We start from the raw sequence: 13063 nt of genomic DNA, 5'->3' as shown, positions 1-13063 counted from the left end.
CGCCGCGGCCAATCGGCCCTAGCCGAAGCGGCTGCGTTTACTGGATGCCCCGCCTTCGCGGGGCATGACGGCGACAAGAACATCTGAAGCGAGGACCCATGATGACCGCGCACCGCAAATCCAACGGCGACACCACCAGCTTCGTTCGCCGCCACATCGGCCCCTCCGCGCGCGACGTCACCGCGATGCTCGAGGCCGTCGGCGCGAACAGCGTCGATACGCTGATGGCGCAGACGCTGCCGGCCTCGATCCGGCAGGCCGCCCCACTCGATCTCGGCAAGCCCTTGAGCGAGACCGAAGCGATCGCGCATATGGCCGAACTCGCCGCCCAGAACCAGGTCTTCACCTCGCTGATCGGCCAAGGCTATTCCGGCACGATCCTGCCCGCGGTAATCCAGCGCAACATTTTGGAGAACCCGGCCTGGTACACGGCCTACACGCCCTACCAGCCTGAAATCAGCCAGGGCCGGCTCGAGGCGCTGCTCAACTTCCAGACCATGATCTGCGACCTCACCGGGCTCGACGTCGCCAACGCCTCGCTGCTCGACGAGGCTACCGCTGCCGCCGAAGCGATGGCGCTCGCGGAGCGGCACTCACGGGTCGAAGCAAAGGCCTTCTTCGTCGACAAGGACGTGCATCCGCAGACGCTCGCCGTGATGCGCACCCGCGCGGAGCCGCTGGGCTGGACCCTGGTCGTGGGCGATCCTCTCACCGATCTCGACAAGACCGACGTGCTTGGTGCACTGCTGCAATACCCGGGCAGTTCAGGCGCTGTGCGCGACCTCAGGCCCGCGATCGCCAGCCTGAAGGCCAAGGGCGCACTCGCGATCATCGCCGCCGATCTGCTGGCGCTGACACTGCTCGCCTCGCCCGGCGAGCTCGGCGCGGACATCGCCATCGGCTCGGCGCAACGTTTTGGCGTGCCGATGGGTTATGGCGGGCCGCACGCGGCCTATATGGCGGTGCGCGATGCGCTCAAGCGCTCGCTGCCCGGCCGCATCGTCGGCCTCTCCGTGGATCCGCGCGGAATGCCGGCCTACCGTCTCGCGCTGCAGACCCGCGAGCAGCACATCCGCCGCGAGAAGGCGACCTCCAACATCTGCACCGCGCAGGTGCTGCTCGCCGTGATCGCCTCGATGTATGCAGTCTATCACGGCCCCGAAGGCCTTTCGCAGATCGCGCGCAATGTGCATCGCCGCGCCGCGGTGCTGGCGGCCGGCCTGCGCAAGCTCGGCTTTGCGCTGCAGTCCGACAGTTTCTTCGACACGCTCAGCGTGGATGCAGGGGCGAAGCGTACCGAAGTCGTGGCGCGCGCGGCGGCCGAGAAGATCAATCTCGGCGCTGGCGAAACTGCATTGCGGATCGCGCTCGACGAGACCACCACGCCCGCAACGGTGGAAGCAGTCTGGCGCGCCTTCGGCGGGCAGCTTGCATACGCCGAGATCGACGCCACCACGCGCGAGGCGCTGCCGGAGACGCTCAAGCGTGCGACCTCTTTCCTCACCCACCCCGTCTTCCACGCGCATCGCTCGGAAACCGAGATGCTGCGCTACATGCGCAAGCTCAGCGACCGCGACCTCGCGCTCGACCGCGCGATGATCCCGCTCGGCTCGTGCACCATGAAGCTGAACGCGACCACCGAGATGATGCCGCTGACCTGGCCGGAATTCGGCAGCCTGCATCCGTTCGCCCCGCCTGAGCAGGCGAAGGGCTACTACGCGCTGTTCGCGCGGCTGGAAAAATGGCTGTGCGACATCACCGGCTATGACGCGATCTCGCTGCAGCCGAACTCGGGCGCGCAAGGCGAATATGCCGGGCTGCTCGCGATCCGCGGCTATCACGCGGCGCGTGGCGAGACGCATCGCAAGATCTGCCTGATCCCCTCCTCCGCGCACGGCACCAACCCGGCCTCGGCCGCGATGGTCGGCATGGACGTGGTGGTGGTCGCCTGCGAGAAGAACGGCGACGTCGACGTCAATGATCTCCGCGCCAAGGCCGAGAAGCATTCGAACGACCTCGCCGCGGTCATGATCACCTATCCCTCGACCCATGGCGTGTTCGAGGAGCACATCCGCGAGATCTGCGAGATCGTGCATGGCCATGGCGGACAGGTCTATCTCGACGGCGCCAACCTCAACGCGCAGGTCGGCCTTAGCAGGCCCGGCGATTACGGCGCCGATGTCAGCCATCTCAACCTGCACAAGACCTTCTGCATCCCGCATGGCGGCGGCGGCCCGGGCATGGGCCCGATCGGCGTCAAGGCGCACCTCAAGCCGTTCCTGCCCGGTCATCCGGCGACGGATGGGAAAGCGCCTGTGGGGCCGGTCTCGGCCGCGCCGTTCGGCTCGGCTTCGATCCTCACCATCTCCTACATCTACATCCTGATGATGGGCGGCGAAGGCCTCAAGCGCGCCACCGAGATCGCGATCCTCAACGCGAACTACGTGGCTGCAAGGCTCGATGCGCATTTCCCGGTGCTCTACAAGAACGAGAAAGGCCGCGTCGCGCATGAGTGCATCGTCGACCCCGGCGCGCTGAAGACGACCTCAGGCGTCACCGTCGACGACATCGCCAAGCGCCTGATCGATTACGGCTTCCACGCGCCGACCATGAGCTTCCCGGTGCCGGGCACGCTGATGATCGAGCCGACCGAATCGGAATCCAGGGCGGAGCTCGATCGTTTCTGCGATGCCATGATCGCCATTCGGAAGGAGATCGCCGAGGTCGAGGCTGGCCGCTTCAGGATCGAGGCGTCGCCGCTGCGTCATGCCCCGCACACCGTGCATGACATCGCGGACGACGATTGGAAGCGCGCCTACACCCGCGCCGAGGGTTGCTTCCCCGCGGGCACCTCACGAACCGACAAATATTGGTCCCCGGTCGGGCGCGTGGACAACGTCTATGGCGACCGCAACCTGGTGTGCTCCTGCCCGCCGGTGAGCGATTACGCGGAGGCGGCGGAGTAACCGTTTTGTAGGGTGGGTTAGCCACCGGCTGCGCGAAGCGCAGTCGCTGGCGTAACCCACCACTTCTGTCTCTGGCGAAATGGAAGAGGTGGGCTACACTTCGCTAACCCACCCTCCGGCACGGAACACGCATTTAGGGCGCAACCAACGAGCGGGTCTCGGGGTCCCACCGCCAGAGTCGCTCGTTGGTCAGGTGAGTGCCGCCCCACCAGCGATCAATCCGGTTGTGCCGGCGAAAATCCTGGTCGCCTCCCAACACCGCCTTTCCGAACTCGGTCAGCGTCAATTGCGACCGCTCGTACCGATCGAACTGACTTGAATCGTCGTGCATCTCTAGCGAAAACGGACCTTGATCCAGTCCCGACACGGCCGGCCTCTCGCACCGCGCAAGGCCGTCAAGCAGCGCTCCAACTTCCCAATAACCATACACATCCAGCCCGTTGCACTTCTGATGGCCCGGAAAGACATCGAAAGGCTGCATGCCGCCTCGCGCGATGAGCTGGAGTATCCGCGCTTCCGTGGCTCCAAGGCCTGAGGCGGGACGCGGAAGTTCGTTGAGCAGAGCCCTCACGTGAGGGGCGAGTTGTGGCAAACAGCTCAAATTGGTCTTGAAGAGATCCCTCCAACTTTGCGGGGTCGGCGCGCGATAGGCCCGCCATGCACGCTTGGCCGATTTGAGTTGACGAGGTGTGATCGCAACAGCCGGCGGGTAGAGTTCGCTTCGCGGTGGGTCGACATCCCTGACACCCAAGGACAGGGAGCGCACGACAAAGTCGGGATTTGCATCGTGTTGGCGGCCCCAATGATCGAGCAGCCAGAGCAGGATCAATTGCGCATTTGGCTCCGGCCCTCGCCAAAACTCGACCGTGTCATATTCCGCGAGCAGTTCAATCAGTCCTCGATCCTTCACGCCTGATTCCTCGAGACGCCAGGACGGCGTATCGTCGAGCCAGTGAAGCCCGCGGGGCTGTGTCGTACGCGGCGCAAAGAATGCGTCCAGCTCTGCATCGGCTGGCAACGGTCCCCAGACCAGCCGGCGCTCGATGGCAATCACGAGGTCGGCAAGGCCCGCCTGTTGAATAGCGCCGGCGATGGACGAGTCGGTCGTGACAATGAGCCGCGTCATGCCGTGGCCTCAAGGCTTCGTCAAAACATTACCGTAACGCCACAGCCGATCATTGGTCAGGTGCGTGCCGCCCCACCAGCGGTCGATCGGATTGTGGCGACTGAAATCTTCCTGATGGGCCAGGACGGCCCTGCCGAACTCGGTCAACGACAACCGGCTGCGGAGATAGACCTCGTGCCGAGCTCTTAAATTTTCGCGATCGATCGTGCGCAGTTCGTCGCCCAACCCGGCCACTACGGGCTTGGGGCCGAGCGCGAGCCCCTCGAGCAACGAACCCAACTCAAATTCTCCGAACACATATGTGCGCCGTTGCGAGCGCAGGTGAAACAACCGCAGCATCAGCAATGCACTGAGATCCTGGTGAAGGAGATCGACGCACGCCTCAGGGGTCATCGCGCGGTAGGCCGACCACGCCAACCGGGCAGTCTCGAACTCTCGAGCCGTGATACGCACGACATGAATGTGCGGCTCGGACGCAGCGAGATCCTCACCGCGTTCTGTGGTCAGCTCGGATGCCACAAGTCGAAGTTTAAGCTTTCGCACCAGCGAGGAGCAGGAGCTGAGGTGGTCCAGCAGCCAGACGAGCTGCAATTGATCCCGGGGAGCTGGGTCGAACCAAAGTTCAACCACGTCATATTGCTCGCAGAAGTTCGCAAGGGACAAGTCTTTGCGGGCCTTGATGTCCTTGGGCCACCGGATGCCCCAGTCGGACCAATGATCACCCGGCCCGAGATTCGCCGAACGCGCGGCGAAAAAGGCTGCGAGCTTCTCGGGCGAGGGCAGCGGTCCCCACTCAAAGTGAAACGAGGATGAGATGACAAGCTCCGCCAAGCCCGATCGGGCGAGCCCGCTTCCGGACGAACTGGTCAAGATCAACCGCTTCATCGCGCCCCCCGAGCATGACCAATCCCAAACGAAACAGGCGCCGAAGACGTCGGCAACTCAACGTCCTCAGCGCCCGCTCCTCGCGAAAAACTTTACTGCTGAAGCTTACTCGTCCGCCGGCTCCTCGCCGTCGGCGTCACGCTCGGGGCTGCCGGCGAGAATTTGCTCGGCGATCAGGCCGGAGTTCTGGCGGATCGAGGTCTCGATCTTGGCGGTGATGTCGGGGTTGGCCTTCAGGAACGCTTTCGAATTCTCGCGGCCCTGGCCAAGACGCTGGCTGTCGTAGGAGAACCATGCGCCGGATTTTTCGACGATGCCGGCCTTGACGCCGAGATCGAGGATCTCGCCCATCTTGGAGACGCCCTCGCCGTACATGATGTCGAACTCGACCTGCTTGAACGGCGGCGCCAGCTTGTTCTTGACGACCTTGACGCGCGTGGTGTTGCCGACCACTTCGTCACGCTCCTTGATCGCGCCGATGCGGCGGATGTCGAGGCGGACGGAAGCATAGAATTTCAGCGCGTTGCCGCCGGTGGTGGTCTCCGGCGAGCCGTACATCACGCCGATCTTCATGCGGATCTGGTTGATGAAGATCACCATCGTATTGGACTTGTTGATGGACGCCGTCAGCTTGCGCAGCGCCTGGCTCATCAGACGCGCCTGCAGACCCGGCAGCGCATCGCCCATCTCGCCCTCGAGCTCGGCCTTCGGCACCAGCGCCGCGACCGAATCGATCACCAGCACGTCGACCGCGCCGGAGCGCACCAGCGTGTCGCAGATTTCCAGCGCCTGCTCGCCGGTGTCCGGCTGGGAGATCAGGAGCTCGTCGATATTGACGCCCAGCTTGCGCGCATAGACCGGGTCGAGCGCGTGCTCGGCGTCGATGAAGGCGCAGATGCCGCCCTTCTTCTGCCCTTCCGCCACCGTGTGCAGTGCCAGCGTGGTCTTGCCCGAGGATTCCGGCCCGTAGATCTCCACAACGCGCCCCTTCGGCAGGCCGCCGATCCCGAGCGCGATATCAAGCCCCAACGAGCCCGAAGAGACCGCCTCGACATCCATCGAACGGTCGTTCTTGCCAAGCTTCATCACCGAGCCCTTGCCGAACTGACGCTCGATCTGGGAGAGCGCGGCGGCGAGAGCTTTACTCTTGTCCATGGAGGATCCTTCGACGATACGCAGGGCAGTGGTGGACATCGGGTCGTGCTCCTTATGACGAGGATTCGCGTGAGGGACAAACGATTGGCGAGGCGGCGCGGCGATAAAAGCAATGTACCCTATTTGTTCTAGGTTCGCAATATGTTCTTTTACGATTTTGGCTGCCTGAAGCGCATCAAAGACGGATGCGCTGTGCGCCGTCAGAATTCCGCAATCGTCCGGCACCGAACCTTTCGCGGTCTGCGGCCTTCTCCTCTTGGACGAGACCGCAACTCTGGGGACTTCAGTCATGACGGACAACACGCATCACGATACGATCCGGCGCACTCCGCTGCTGGAGGCGGCGCGGGAGGAGCTGAGCAAGTTCGAGCGCAAGGAAAACGAGTTCCGCAAGAAAGACCGCGAAGAGCGTGCCGCCGAACTCCGTTTGCCGCTGGACGCGATCAAGGTTCATTAGGCCGCTGGGCCCGCGCTGGCGACGGTGCCGGAGCGGCCGCCCGTTGATCTCAGGAATCGGCACGGGAATCGGGATTCGGATGGCCGTGAAAGGCAAATCCGAGCCGATATGGTATCTAAATACTACCAGTAAGCCATTGATTGGGCGGGGGAATTTGTAGGCACGCTACTGTGCATGGGGTTGTTTTCGCGTTTTTGAAAGGCGCGCACGGGCCTTTCCACCCTCGGAGCCATCTTCCGCACCCAACAGCGCCTACAGCAGAACCAGCAAGCCGATGCCGATTACCAGCACGACGAAGCCAGCCGCCGTCGCGGCGGCGAATGACCGCTCTACGTTGTCCATGATGCCACCCCGTTGCCGGCACGCCACGTTTTCCCCTATGGCAGCACCGTCGCCGCGAAATCTCGCCTGCGGTTGTGTCCTGAGTTGTGCGAACGGATGTCGAAATTGGGACCGGTGCGGGGCCAGTCTGCGGCCCCCGCGCTCCGGCTTTTGCTGCCATCATTGGGCCTTGTCAGGCTGTCGTAAGCTGAACCGGCTAGGGTCGCCCGGCTATGGTGTTGCAGCCCAGCACCTCAGCCTCCAATAACCTTCTCCCCGCTTGGTTCTCCCAAGCGGGGTTTTTTCATTCCGATTTTCATGCCGGCCGGCCGGTTTGCGAACCGCCCTCCTCCTGCGTCAGCCGCAGCGAGAAGGCGCGGATCGCCGGCGCTGCGAGCAGCACGATCGGCAGCATCGCCGCCCATGCGATCAGCCACGACACCATCCAGTGCGCCAGGAAGTCCAGCGCGTTCCCTGCGGGAAAGCTGGCGATGCCCGCGGCGATCAGCGAGGTCAGTCCGGACTGGATGATTCCGAACACGAAATGAGAATAGCGGCGGGGAATGCCCGGCATGACGCGTCCATGTTGCTTAGCCGCATCGGGCCAAGCAAGGCACATGCCGCCGCGTTCCGGAAGGCGCCCTTACCCATTCTCGGAACTCTGTTCTTGGCCGGAGAACCACGGGCATGAGGTCTCGCGCCGACGCGCGCGGCCGACGTCTTTCGAATTTCGATTTCGTATGTTCCGGAGCACGTGCGTTTGCGCGATAGCCCTGAGCGATCCGGGGCTTAACGACAGGTTTGGCTTTCCCTTGGAATATTATGCCGCCCAGCATGTTCTCAGCATCGGCGAGCAGATCAAGACCGGCAAGACCGAGACCAAGATCGATCTCTTGGCGATCCGACGGGTGCAGCTGCGCATCGATCGGGAGCTGAAGGCGATCGGGCGCAAAACCGCCTGAACGGCCGGACCGAGATCGTCGGCGGCATGGCGCCCCTGCGCGCCGCAGCCGCCATGACTTGAGCGCAGCATGGCTTGCAGGGCGCAAGCCGCGCCCATGGGGCTATTCCGTAGCCGCCCGGAATTGATCTGCCGATGGTTTGGGATTGGACTGCCCGCGATTATGGCCGAGGGGACGGAGCCATCAGGCGCGATCGGTGCGAACCATGCCGCTCTACTTCTTTCAGAATCCGGAACGGCCGCTATTCCGGCTGTGCCGACCAGGCGTCGGAATTTGCCGATCGCGATCTGGCTTGGAAGGAGATGACCAGCGTCTGCGCCGACATGGCCGCCGGCATCGCCCGCAAGCTCCAGGAAAATTCCGAATGGAACATGGAGCTGCTGGACGAGGCCAAGGAGCCCGTATTCCGGATCCGCATCACATCCGAAACCTTCGAATAGGAGCCGGCCTTAATCCGCGCTGGGCAGCCGCCGCGTCGTGAATTCGATGTCGCCGCCGGGCAGCTCGCGCCAGGTCTCGACCGCGCTCATATAGCCGGCCTTGGGGTAGCGGGCGAAGAAAGCCTGTGCCCTCTCCCGTGCCGCCGCGCGCGGCAGCGTGAAGGTCTCGCGCAGATAGCCGTCGCCGGCCGTCGGGCCGGGCTTGCCGCCCATCTTGCGCCGGCGCGCCATCCGCTCGGCGAGATCCCGCGGACGATCGGCCATGTTCTGCTCTCCTCGACGCGATACACTCCCGCGCAATGTAGGAAGCAGGCCGATCAAGAGGGTCCCGGCCGGAGGCATCAACCGCCGCCGATCGGGCGGAAGGTCAATTGGCAGTCGTGCCGGACTTCTTCTTCGGCGCACCGGTTGCGGCCGACGCCTTTGGCGCCGCCGACGGCTTCGGCGGGTCGGAGCGCATGCCACCCCAGGGATCGTTGGACGCCTTGGAGTCTGGAATCTTCTTCAGCGTTTCCTTGTAGGCCCTGTCACGCTCGGCCTCCGCGGCCTTCTCCTCGGGGGTCTTGCCAGGCCCCTCCTGCAGCAAATTGAGATTGGGCATTTGCGCATAAGCCGGTCCCGCCAGCACGGTCGGTCCCGCCAGAACAGCCAGCACCGCGGCCATACGGAAAAGCTTCATCATTGACTCCTTGATCATCCATGGCGGCGCGGGTCGCCCGCGCCTTGTCACCCCTGCCACAACCGCAGGGGCCGCTCGGCCCGCTAGAGCCGGTCCGATCTGCACGATTTCGGCGCGTGGAGCCAGTCGTCCCAGATCGGGCCGCACTTGGTGCACCCGTTCAGCAACAGGCCGAGCCCGGCCAGACAAAACACGAGGACATACCTACGCAACATCACCCACCCATACCCACTCCATGGCATCATACCGGGCGAAGTCAGGCATTTTCAAGCCGACGGGACCCGCGGCAGACCGGCGACTTTGCCGCGCCGGTCCGCTCGAAATGCCGAACATCCGGCAATACAGGAGGGAACGACAGCAATGCCATCGCAGCCAGAAGCCGAGTTCGGCATCAGTGAGGCCCGACGCATCCTCGGCGAAGTCTTTGCGCCCTGGGTCCAGGATCTCAACCTGTCGGTCGAGCGCATCGATCACCTGCCGCCGCCGGACGTGCCGGACTGGCAGCCGGCAGCGCTCCTGCGCATGCCGTTCTCGGAGCGGCTGTGCCGCAACGGTGGTGTGGTCTGCGGCCAGGCGCTGATGGCGCTCGCCGACACCGCGATGGTGATCGCGAACCTCGCCGCCAACCGCGGCTATCGTCCGATGACGACGGTCGACCAGACCACGCATTTCATGCGCGCCGTCTCCTCGTCGGACGTGCTGGCCGACGCCCGCGTGGTGCGACTCGGACGCACCATGAGCTTTGGCCGGGTCACGCTGCTCTCGGCCACCGACAACAAGCCGGTGGCGATGGTGTCGAGCGCGTTCGCGATGCTACCGGGGTGAGCATCATCCGAAAGAAGAAAGCCGCGTGAGCGCAAAGCGCACCGCGGCTCTCAATGGCGTCATGTCGAGACGGGAAGCGCGGTTGTGATCGCGCGCCGTGCCCTCACGCGGCAGAAGTTACTTGCCGAGCACTTCGTCAGCCGCGGTGACAATGCTGACGTTGGGATTTTTTTCCGCAATAGCTGCCGAACTGCTTGGCGTTCTCGACGAATACGTCGGTGTCGATGATCGCGTTCTCTTCATCGCCCTTGTACCAGCCGTCCATCCAGGTCAGCACCATCTTGATGGTGTCGTCGCCGCTCTCCAGGAACTGCTTGCAGCTCATGGTCGCGAGATCGAGCTTGGTGGCGTGGGCGGGCATGGACGAGAGCGAGAGCGCTGCGGCGAACAGAAGCGAAAACGTGGTCTTCATCAATATCTCCATCGGCGCGTAGCGCCACAAAGGAACGGCTTGGGGGAAATCCGCGGGTGACTCCGCTTCGACGTCGTAAACGAAATCTGAAGCGCTGTGCAAGTAGCGCCAGTATTGAGTTTAGTTCAACGTAATTTCTATGCACTACTTCACAAAGATCATTATGGATTAACGCGGATGATCGAGAAGCGTGCAGCGCAGCGTTACCGTGTTTTCAAGGGTGGAAAGATCACCTTTGAAAACAGCGGCATCACATGCACGGTGCGAAACATGTCGGCTGACGGCGCCGCAATCGACCTCGATGCCCTCGTCACATTGCCGCAATCATTCACACTCGCGATCGCGCGCGACAATTTCGTGCGCAAATGCCGCCCCGTCTGGCGTAGCGACAGGCGCATCGGCCTCGCCTTCGTACAGTAGTGCATACAGTGTGAACGATCATTCGCATCGCGCGCGCGATGCTGCGTCATGTTCGCACGACACGACGTCGGCGACGCCAGCGCAGGCTTGCAACCACGAGCGCGACCATCGCGAGCGCGATCGCCGATGATGCCGCAAAAAATCGTCCACCGGGGCGATCGATCGTACGCGACCACAGCGACGGCCCCTCGCCCGGCCGTGCCAGGCGAAACACAACGAAGCTGTCGCCGATTGAGGTGCCTGCCTCGGAGTGGCCGCCGGCGCCGATCGCGACATACTGCTCGCCCTTCCAGAGATAGGTCATGGGATTGGCGACGCCGGGCACGGGCAGCCGACCCTGCCACAGCTCCCTGCCGCTGCGCGCATCGAAGGCGCGCAAATAGGCGTCCATCGCTCCGGTGAAGACGAGCCCGCCTGCCGTGACCGCGAGCCCGTTGACGAGCGGCGCACCCCACGGCAGCGGCACGCCGAGCGGGGCGAGATCCTCGGTGGTGCCGACCGTCGAACGCCAGAGGATCTTGCCGGCCTTCAGATCGACCGCGACCATCTCGCCCCAGGGCGGCTTGTTGCAAAGAAGCCCGAGCGGCGACATTGCCACCGCACGCGACATCGCAAACGGCGCACCCGTCTGCTGGCCGAAATCATGACCGGGCGGAGGATCGAACCCGGCCGCCTCCGCCCGCGGAATCAGCTTGATGAGATGAACGGCCCGGCTGGTGTTGGCATAAAGGACCTGGTTGACGGGGTCGAAGGCCGCACTTCCCCCAGTTGACGCCGCCGCCGGTGAACGGAAACTCCAGCGTGCCTTGGGTTGAGGGGGCGTGTACAGGCCCTCGTTGCGTGCCTCCGCAAACTGCTTCTCGCATGCTGAGCGGCGCAGGCCCGGAACGAGCGAGAGCGCATCCTGAGCCGAGATTTTTTGCGACATCAGCTGTGGCACATGCGTCGGGAATGGCTGCGTGGGCGACAGCCGTTCACCTTCCGCGGCCCCCTGCGGGACGCTGCGCTCCTCGACCGGCCATACCGGCTTGCCGGTGTCGCGATCGAGCACGAAGACAAAGCCCTGCTTGGTCGGCTGGATCACGACATCGCGCTGACCATCGCCGGTGTCGATGCGCGTGAGCGTCGGTTGCGCCGGCAGATCGTAATCCCAGACGTCGTGATGCACGGTTTGGAATGCCCATACGAGCTCGCCCGTCTCGATGCGCAGCGCGACCACCGAATTGGCATGTTCGTTGTTGCCCGGCCGCTTGCCGCCCCAGAAATCCGGCGACGGCGAGGACGTCGGCAGGAATACCAGTCCGCGCGCCGCGTCGACCGACATCGGCGCCCAGACATTGGCGTGACCGGCTTCGATGCCGTCGCGCTTGAGCGGCTCGAACGTCCAGCGCGGCTGACCGCTACGCGCATCGAACGCACGCACCACACCGCTCGGCGCGTCGACGCGGCGGTTGTCGCCAATCGCAGAGCCGACCACGACGACCCCGCGGCCGACCGCCGGCGGCGAGGTGATCTGGAATTCGCCGGGCCATTCCAGCTTCATGCCAATGTCGGGCCTGACCTCACCGCCCTCGCCGAAGCCGGCACAGGGGATTCCCGTCTTCGCATCGAGCGCGATCAGGCGAACATCGTTGGTGCCCATGAAGATGCGCGATCGACATGCGGCATCTACAGGCGCCTCATCGTCGATCCAGTAAGTGACGCCGCGGCAGACGTAGCGGTTGGCGGGACGCTGATTCATCGCGATCCTGGGATCGTAGCGCCATTTCTGCGCGCCCGTACCGGGATCGAGCGCGATCACCTCGTTGAAAGGCGAGCAGAAGACCAGGCTGTCCTCGACGAACAGCGGCGTCGCCTGGAATTTGGTTCGCCGCATCACCCCGGGCGGCCGCGCCGCGAGATCGCCCGTGTGGAATTCGAAGGCCCGAACCAGGTTGCCGACATTGTCGGGCGTGATCTCTCGCAATGGCGAGAAGCGCGAGCCACCGGGATCGCCACCCCAGCTCTCCCAGGCGATGCCTGGCCGCGACGAAAACAAGAGGAGCGTGATGAGAGCGGCCAAATAGCAGGAGCGGGTCGCCAAGGCCCGCCTCACCTATTTCGGCTTCTTGCCAGGTTCAGGCGGACGCGCCCCGCTCCACGGATCGTACTTCTCCTTGGACTCGGGAATGCGCTCGAGTGCGGCCTTGTAGGCCTTCTCGTCGACCTTGGGCTTGTTGTCCGCCTTCTGGCCGCCCTCGTTAGGCTGACGCCTGCCACCGCCCATCTGCGCCTGCGCGGAGGCAACCGCCAGCGCAAGCACGGCGGCCGCTATGACCAAAATCCTCATGGGCGCAATCCCCCTCGTCTGGGGTACAAACTAGCCGGCAATTATGGAATAGCCAATGCCGCGGGCTCCAGGGCTTCAGGAAATCT

12 protein-coding genes and 3 pseudogenes are annotated in these 13063 nt (G+C 64.0%); 6 read left to right on the top strand and 9 right to left on the bottom strand.

The window, feature by feature from the left end:
• The first annotated feature begins 101 nt into the window (after nt 1-101).
• Entirely contained in the window at nt 102-2966 is a 2865-nt protein-coding gene (gene gcvP / locus AB3L03_RS31120; protein WP_368509095.1) for an aminomethyl-transferring glycine dehydrogenase, read from the top strand.
• Between the two features lie 133 nt (nt 2967-3099).
• Here the strand turns inward: gcvP and AB3L03_RS31115 are convergent, their stop codons facing one another.
• From AB3L03_RS31115 to recA, 3 genes are all read right to left on the bottom strand, one after another.
• Nucleotides 3100-4092 (bottom strand): hypothetical protein, encoded by a 993-nt coding sequence (locus AB3L03_RS31115; protein WP_018456372.1) that lies wholly within the window; start codon nt 4090-4092, stop codon nt 3100-3102.
• A 9-nt stretch (nt 4093-4101) separates the two neighbouring features.
• The gene (locus tag AB3L03_RS31110) at nt 4102-4977 is read right to left on the bottom strand and encodes a hypothetical protein (RefSeq protein ID WP_247474189.1); all 876 of its coding nucleotides are present in this window, start codon (nt 4975-4977) and stop codon (nt 4102-4104) included.
• Nucleotides 4978-5082: 105 nt separating this feature from the next.
• Complete coding sequence (recA, locus tag AB3L03_RS31105) at nt 5083-6171, bottom strand: recombinase RecA (RefSeq protein WP_026233157.1); 1089 nt, start codon at nt 6169-6171, stop codon at nt 5083-5085.
• A gap of 250 nt (nt 6172-6421) precedes the next feature.
• Between recA and AB3L03_RS31100 the strand changes: the two genes are divergently transcribed.
• Nucleotides 6422-6589, top strand: coding sequence for a hypothetical protein (locus AB3L03_RS31100; RefSeq protein WP_085349377.1), 168 nt, complete (start codon nt 6422-6424; stop codon nt 6587-6589).
• 637 nt (nt 6590-7226) lie between these two features.
• Here the strand turns inward: AB3L03_RS31100 and AB3L03_RS31095 are convergent.
• The gene (locus AB3L03_RS31095) at nt 7227-7484 is read right to left on the bottom strand and encodes a DUF2798 domain-containing protein (RefSeq protein WP_018456377.1); all 258 of its coding nucleotides are present in this window, start codon (nt 7482-7484) and stop codon (nt 7227-7229) included.
• 238 nt (nt 7485-7722) lie between these two features.
• Between AB3L03_RS31095 and AB3L03_RS31090 the strand changes: the two genes are divergently transcribed.
• Together AB3L03_RS31090 and AB3L03_RS31085 are read left to right on the top strand one after the other, a co-directional pair.
• Entirely contained in the window at nt 7723-7872 is a 150-nt protein-coding gene (locus AB3L03_RS31090) for a hypothetical protein (protein ID WP_368509135.1), read from the top strand.
• A 205-nt stretch (nt 7873-8077) separates the two neighbouring features.
• Nucleotides 8078-8312, top strand: a pseudogene (locus AB3L03_RS31085) (hypothetical protein).
• A gap of 9 nt (nt 8313-8321) precedes the next feature.
• Here the strand turns inward: AB3L03_RS31085 and AB3L03_RS31080 are convergent.
• Entirely contained in the window at nt 8322-8576 is a 255-nt protein-coding gene (locus AB3L03_RS31080) for a hypothetical protein (RefSeq protein ID WP_368507641.1), read from the bottom strand.
• 103 nt (nt 8577-8679) lie between these two features.
• The gene (locus AB3L03_RS31075; protein ID WP_026233159.1) at nt 8680-8991 is read right to left on the bottom strand and encodes a hypothetical protein; all 312 of its coding nucleotides are present in this window, start codon (nt 8989-8991) and stop codon (nt 8680-8682) included.
• 360 nt (nt 8992-9351) lie between these two features.
• On the opposite strand from AB3L03_RS31075, the gene AB3L03_RS31070 reads away from it, so the two are divergent.
• Nucleotides 9352-9816 carry a PaaI family thioesterase gene (locus tag AB3L03_RS31070; RefSeq protein WP_018456381.1) on the top strand — a complete coding sequence of 155 codons (465 nt, stop codon included), beginning with the start codon at nt 9352-9354 and terminating at the stop codon, nt 9814-9816.
• Nucleotides 9817-9933: 117 nt separating this feature from the next.
• On the opposite strand, the pseudogene AB3L03_RS31065 reads toward AB3L03_RS31070, so the two are convergent.
• A pseudogene (locus AB3L03_RS31065) lies at nt 9934-10228 on the bottom strand (HdeA/HdeB family chaperone).
• Between the two features lie 177 nt (nt 10229-10405).
• Between AB3L03_RS31065 and AB3L03_RS31060 the strand changes: the two are divergent.
• Nucleotides 10406-10648: a PilZ domain-containing protein gene (locus AB3L03_RS31060; RefSeq protein ID WP_247297240.1), complete on the top strand. Its 243-nt coding sequence runs from the start codon at nt 10406-10408 to the stop codon at nt 10646-10648.
• A gap of 46 nt (nt 10649-10694) precedes the next feature.
• Here the strand turns inward: AB3L03_RS31060 and AB3L03_RS31055 are convergent.
• Together AB3L03_RS31055 and AB3L03_RS31050 are read right to left on the bottom strand one after the other, a co-directional pair.
• Nucleotides 10695-12710 (bottom strand): annotated as a pseudogene (locus AB3L03_RS31055) (pyrroloquinoline quinone-dependent dehydrogenase).
• Nucleotides 12711-12743: 33 nt separating this feature from the next.
• A complete protein-coding gene (locus tag AB3L03_RS31050; RefSeq protein WP_018456385.1) occupies nt 12744-12977 on the bottom strand; it encodes a hypothetical protein in 234 nt (77 codons plus the stop codon).
• Nucleotides 12978-13063 lie beyond the last annotated feature (86 nt).

The sequence above is a fragment of the Bradyrhizobium lupini genome (assembly GCF_040939785.1).
Taxonomy (GTDB): Bacteria; Pseudomonadota; Alphaproteobacteria; order Rhizobiales; family Xanthobacteraceae; genus Bradyrhizobium; species Bradyrhizobium canariense_D.
Note: the sequence above shows the minus strand (reverse complement) of the source record. Positions and strands in the feature narration are given on the sequence as shown.

Excerpts from the sequence above, each read along its gene's own strand:
- gcvP (WP_368509095.1), top strand. The coding sequence starts at position 102 with ATGACCGCGCACCGCAAATCCAACGGCGACACCACCAGCTTCGTTCGC.
- AB3L03_RS31115 (WP_018456372.1), bottom strand. The coding sequence starts at position 4,092 with ATGACGCGGCTCATTGTCACGACCGACTCGTCCATCGCCGGCGCTATT.
- AB3L03_RS31110 (WP_247474189.1), bottom strand. The coding sequence starts at position 4,977 with ATGAAGCGGTTGATCTTGACCAGTTCGTCCGGAAGCGGGCTCGCCCGA.
- recA (WP_026233157.1), bottom strand. The coding sequence starts at position 6,171 with ATGTCCACCACTGCCCTGCGTATCGTCGAAGGATCCTCCATGGACAAG.
- AB3L03_RS31100 (WP_085349377.1), top strand. The coding sequence starts at position 6,422 with ATGACGGACAACACGCATCACGATACGATCCGGCGCACTCCGCTGCTG.
- AB3L03_RS31095 (WP_018456377.1), bottom strand. The coding sequence starts at position 7,484 with ATGCCGGGCATTCCCCGCCGCTATTCTCATTTCGTGTTCGGAATCATC.
- AB3L03_RS31080 (WP_368507641.1), bottom strand. The coding sequence starts at position 8,576 with ATGGCCGATCGTCCGCGGGATCTCGCCGAGCGGATGGCGCGCCGGCGC.
- AB3L03_RS31075 (WP_026233159.1), bottom strand. The coding sequence starts at position 8,991 with ATGAAGCTTTTCCGTATGGCCGCGGTGCTGGCTGTTCTGGCGGGACCG.
- AB3L03_RS31070 (WP_018456381.1), top strand. The coding sequence starts at position 9,352 with ATGCCATCGCAGCCAGAAGCCGAGTTCGGCATCAGTGAGGCCCGACGC.
- AB3L03_RS31060 (WP_247297240.1), top strand. The coding sequence starts at position 10,406 with ATGATCGAGAAGCGTGCAGCGCAGCGTTACCGTGTTTTCAAGGGTGGA.
- AB3L03_RS31050 (WP_018456385.1), bottom strand. The coding sequence starts at position 12,977 with ATGAGGATTTTGGTCATAGCGGCCGCCGTGCTTGCGCTGGCGGTTGCC.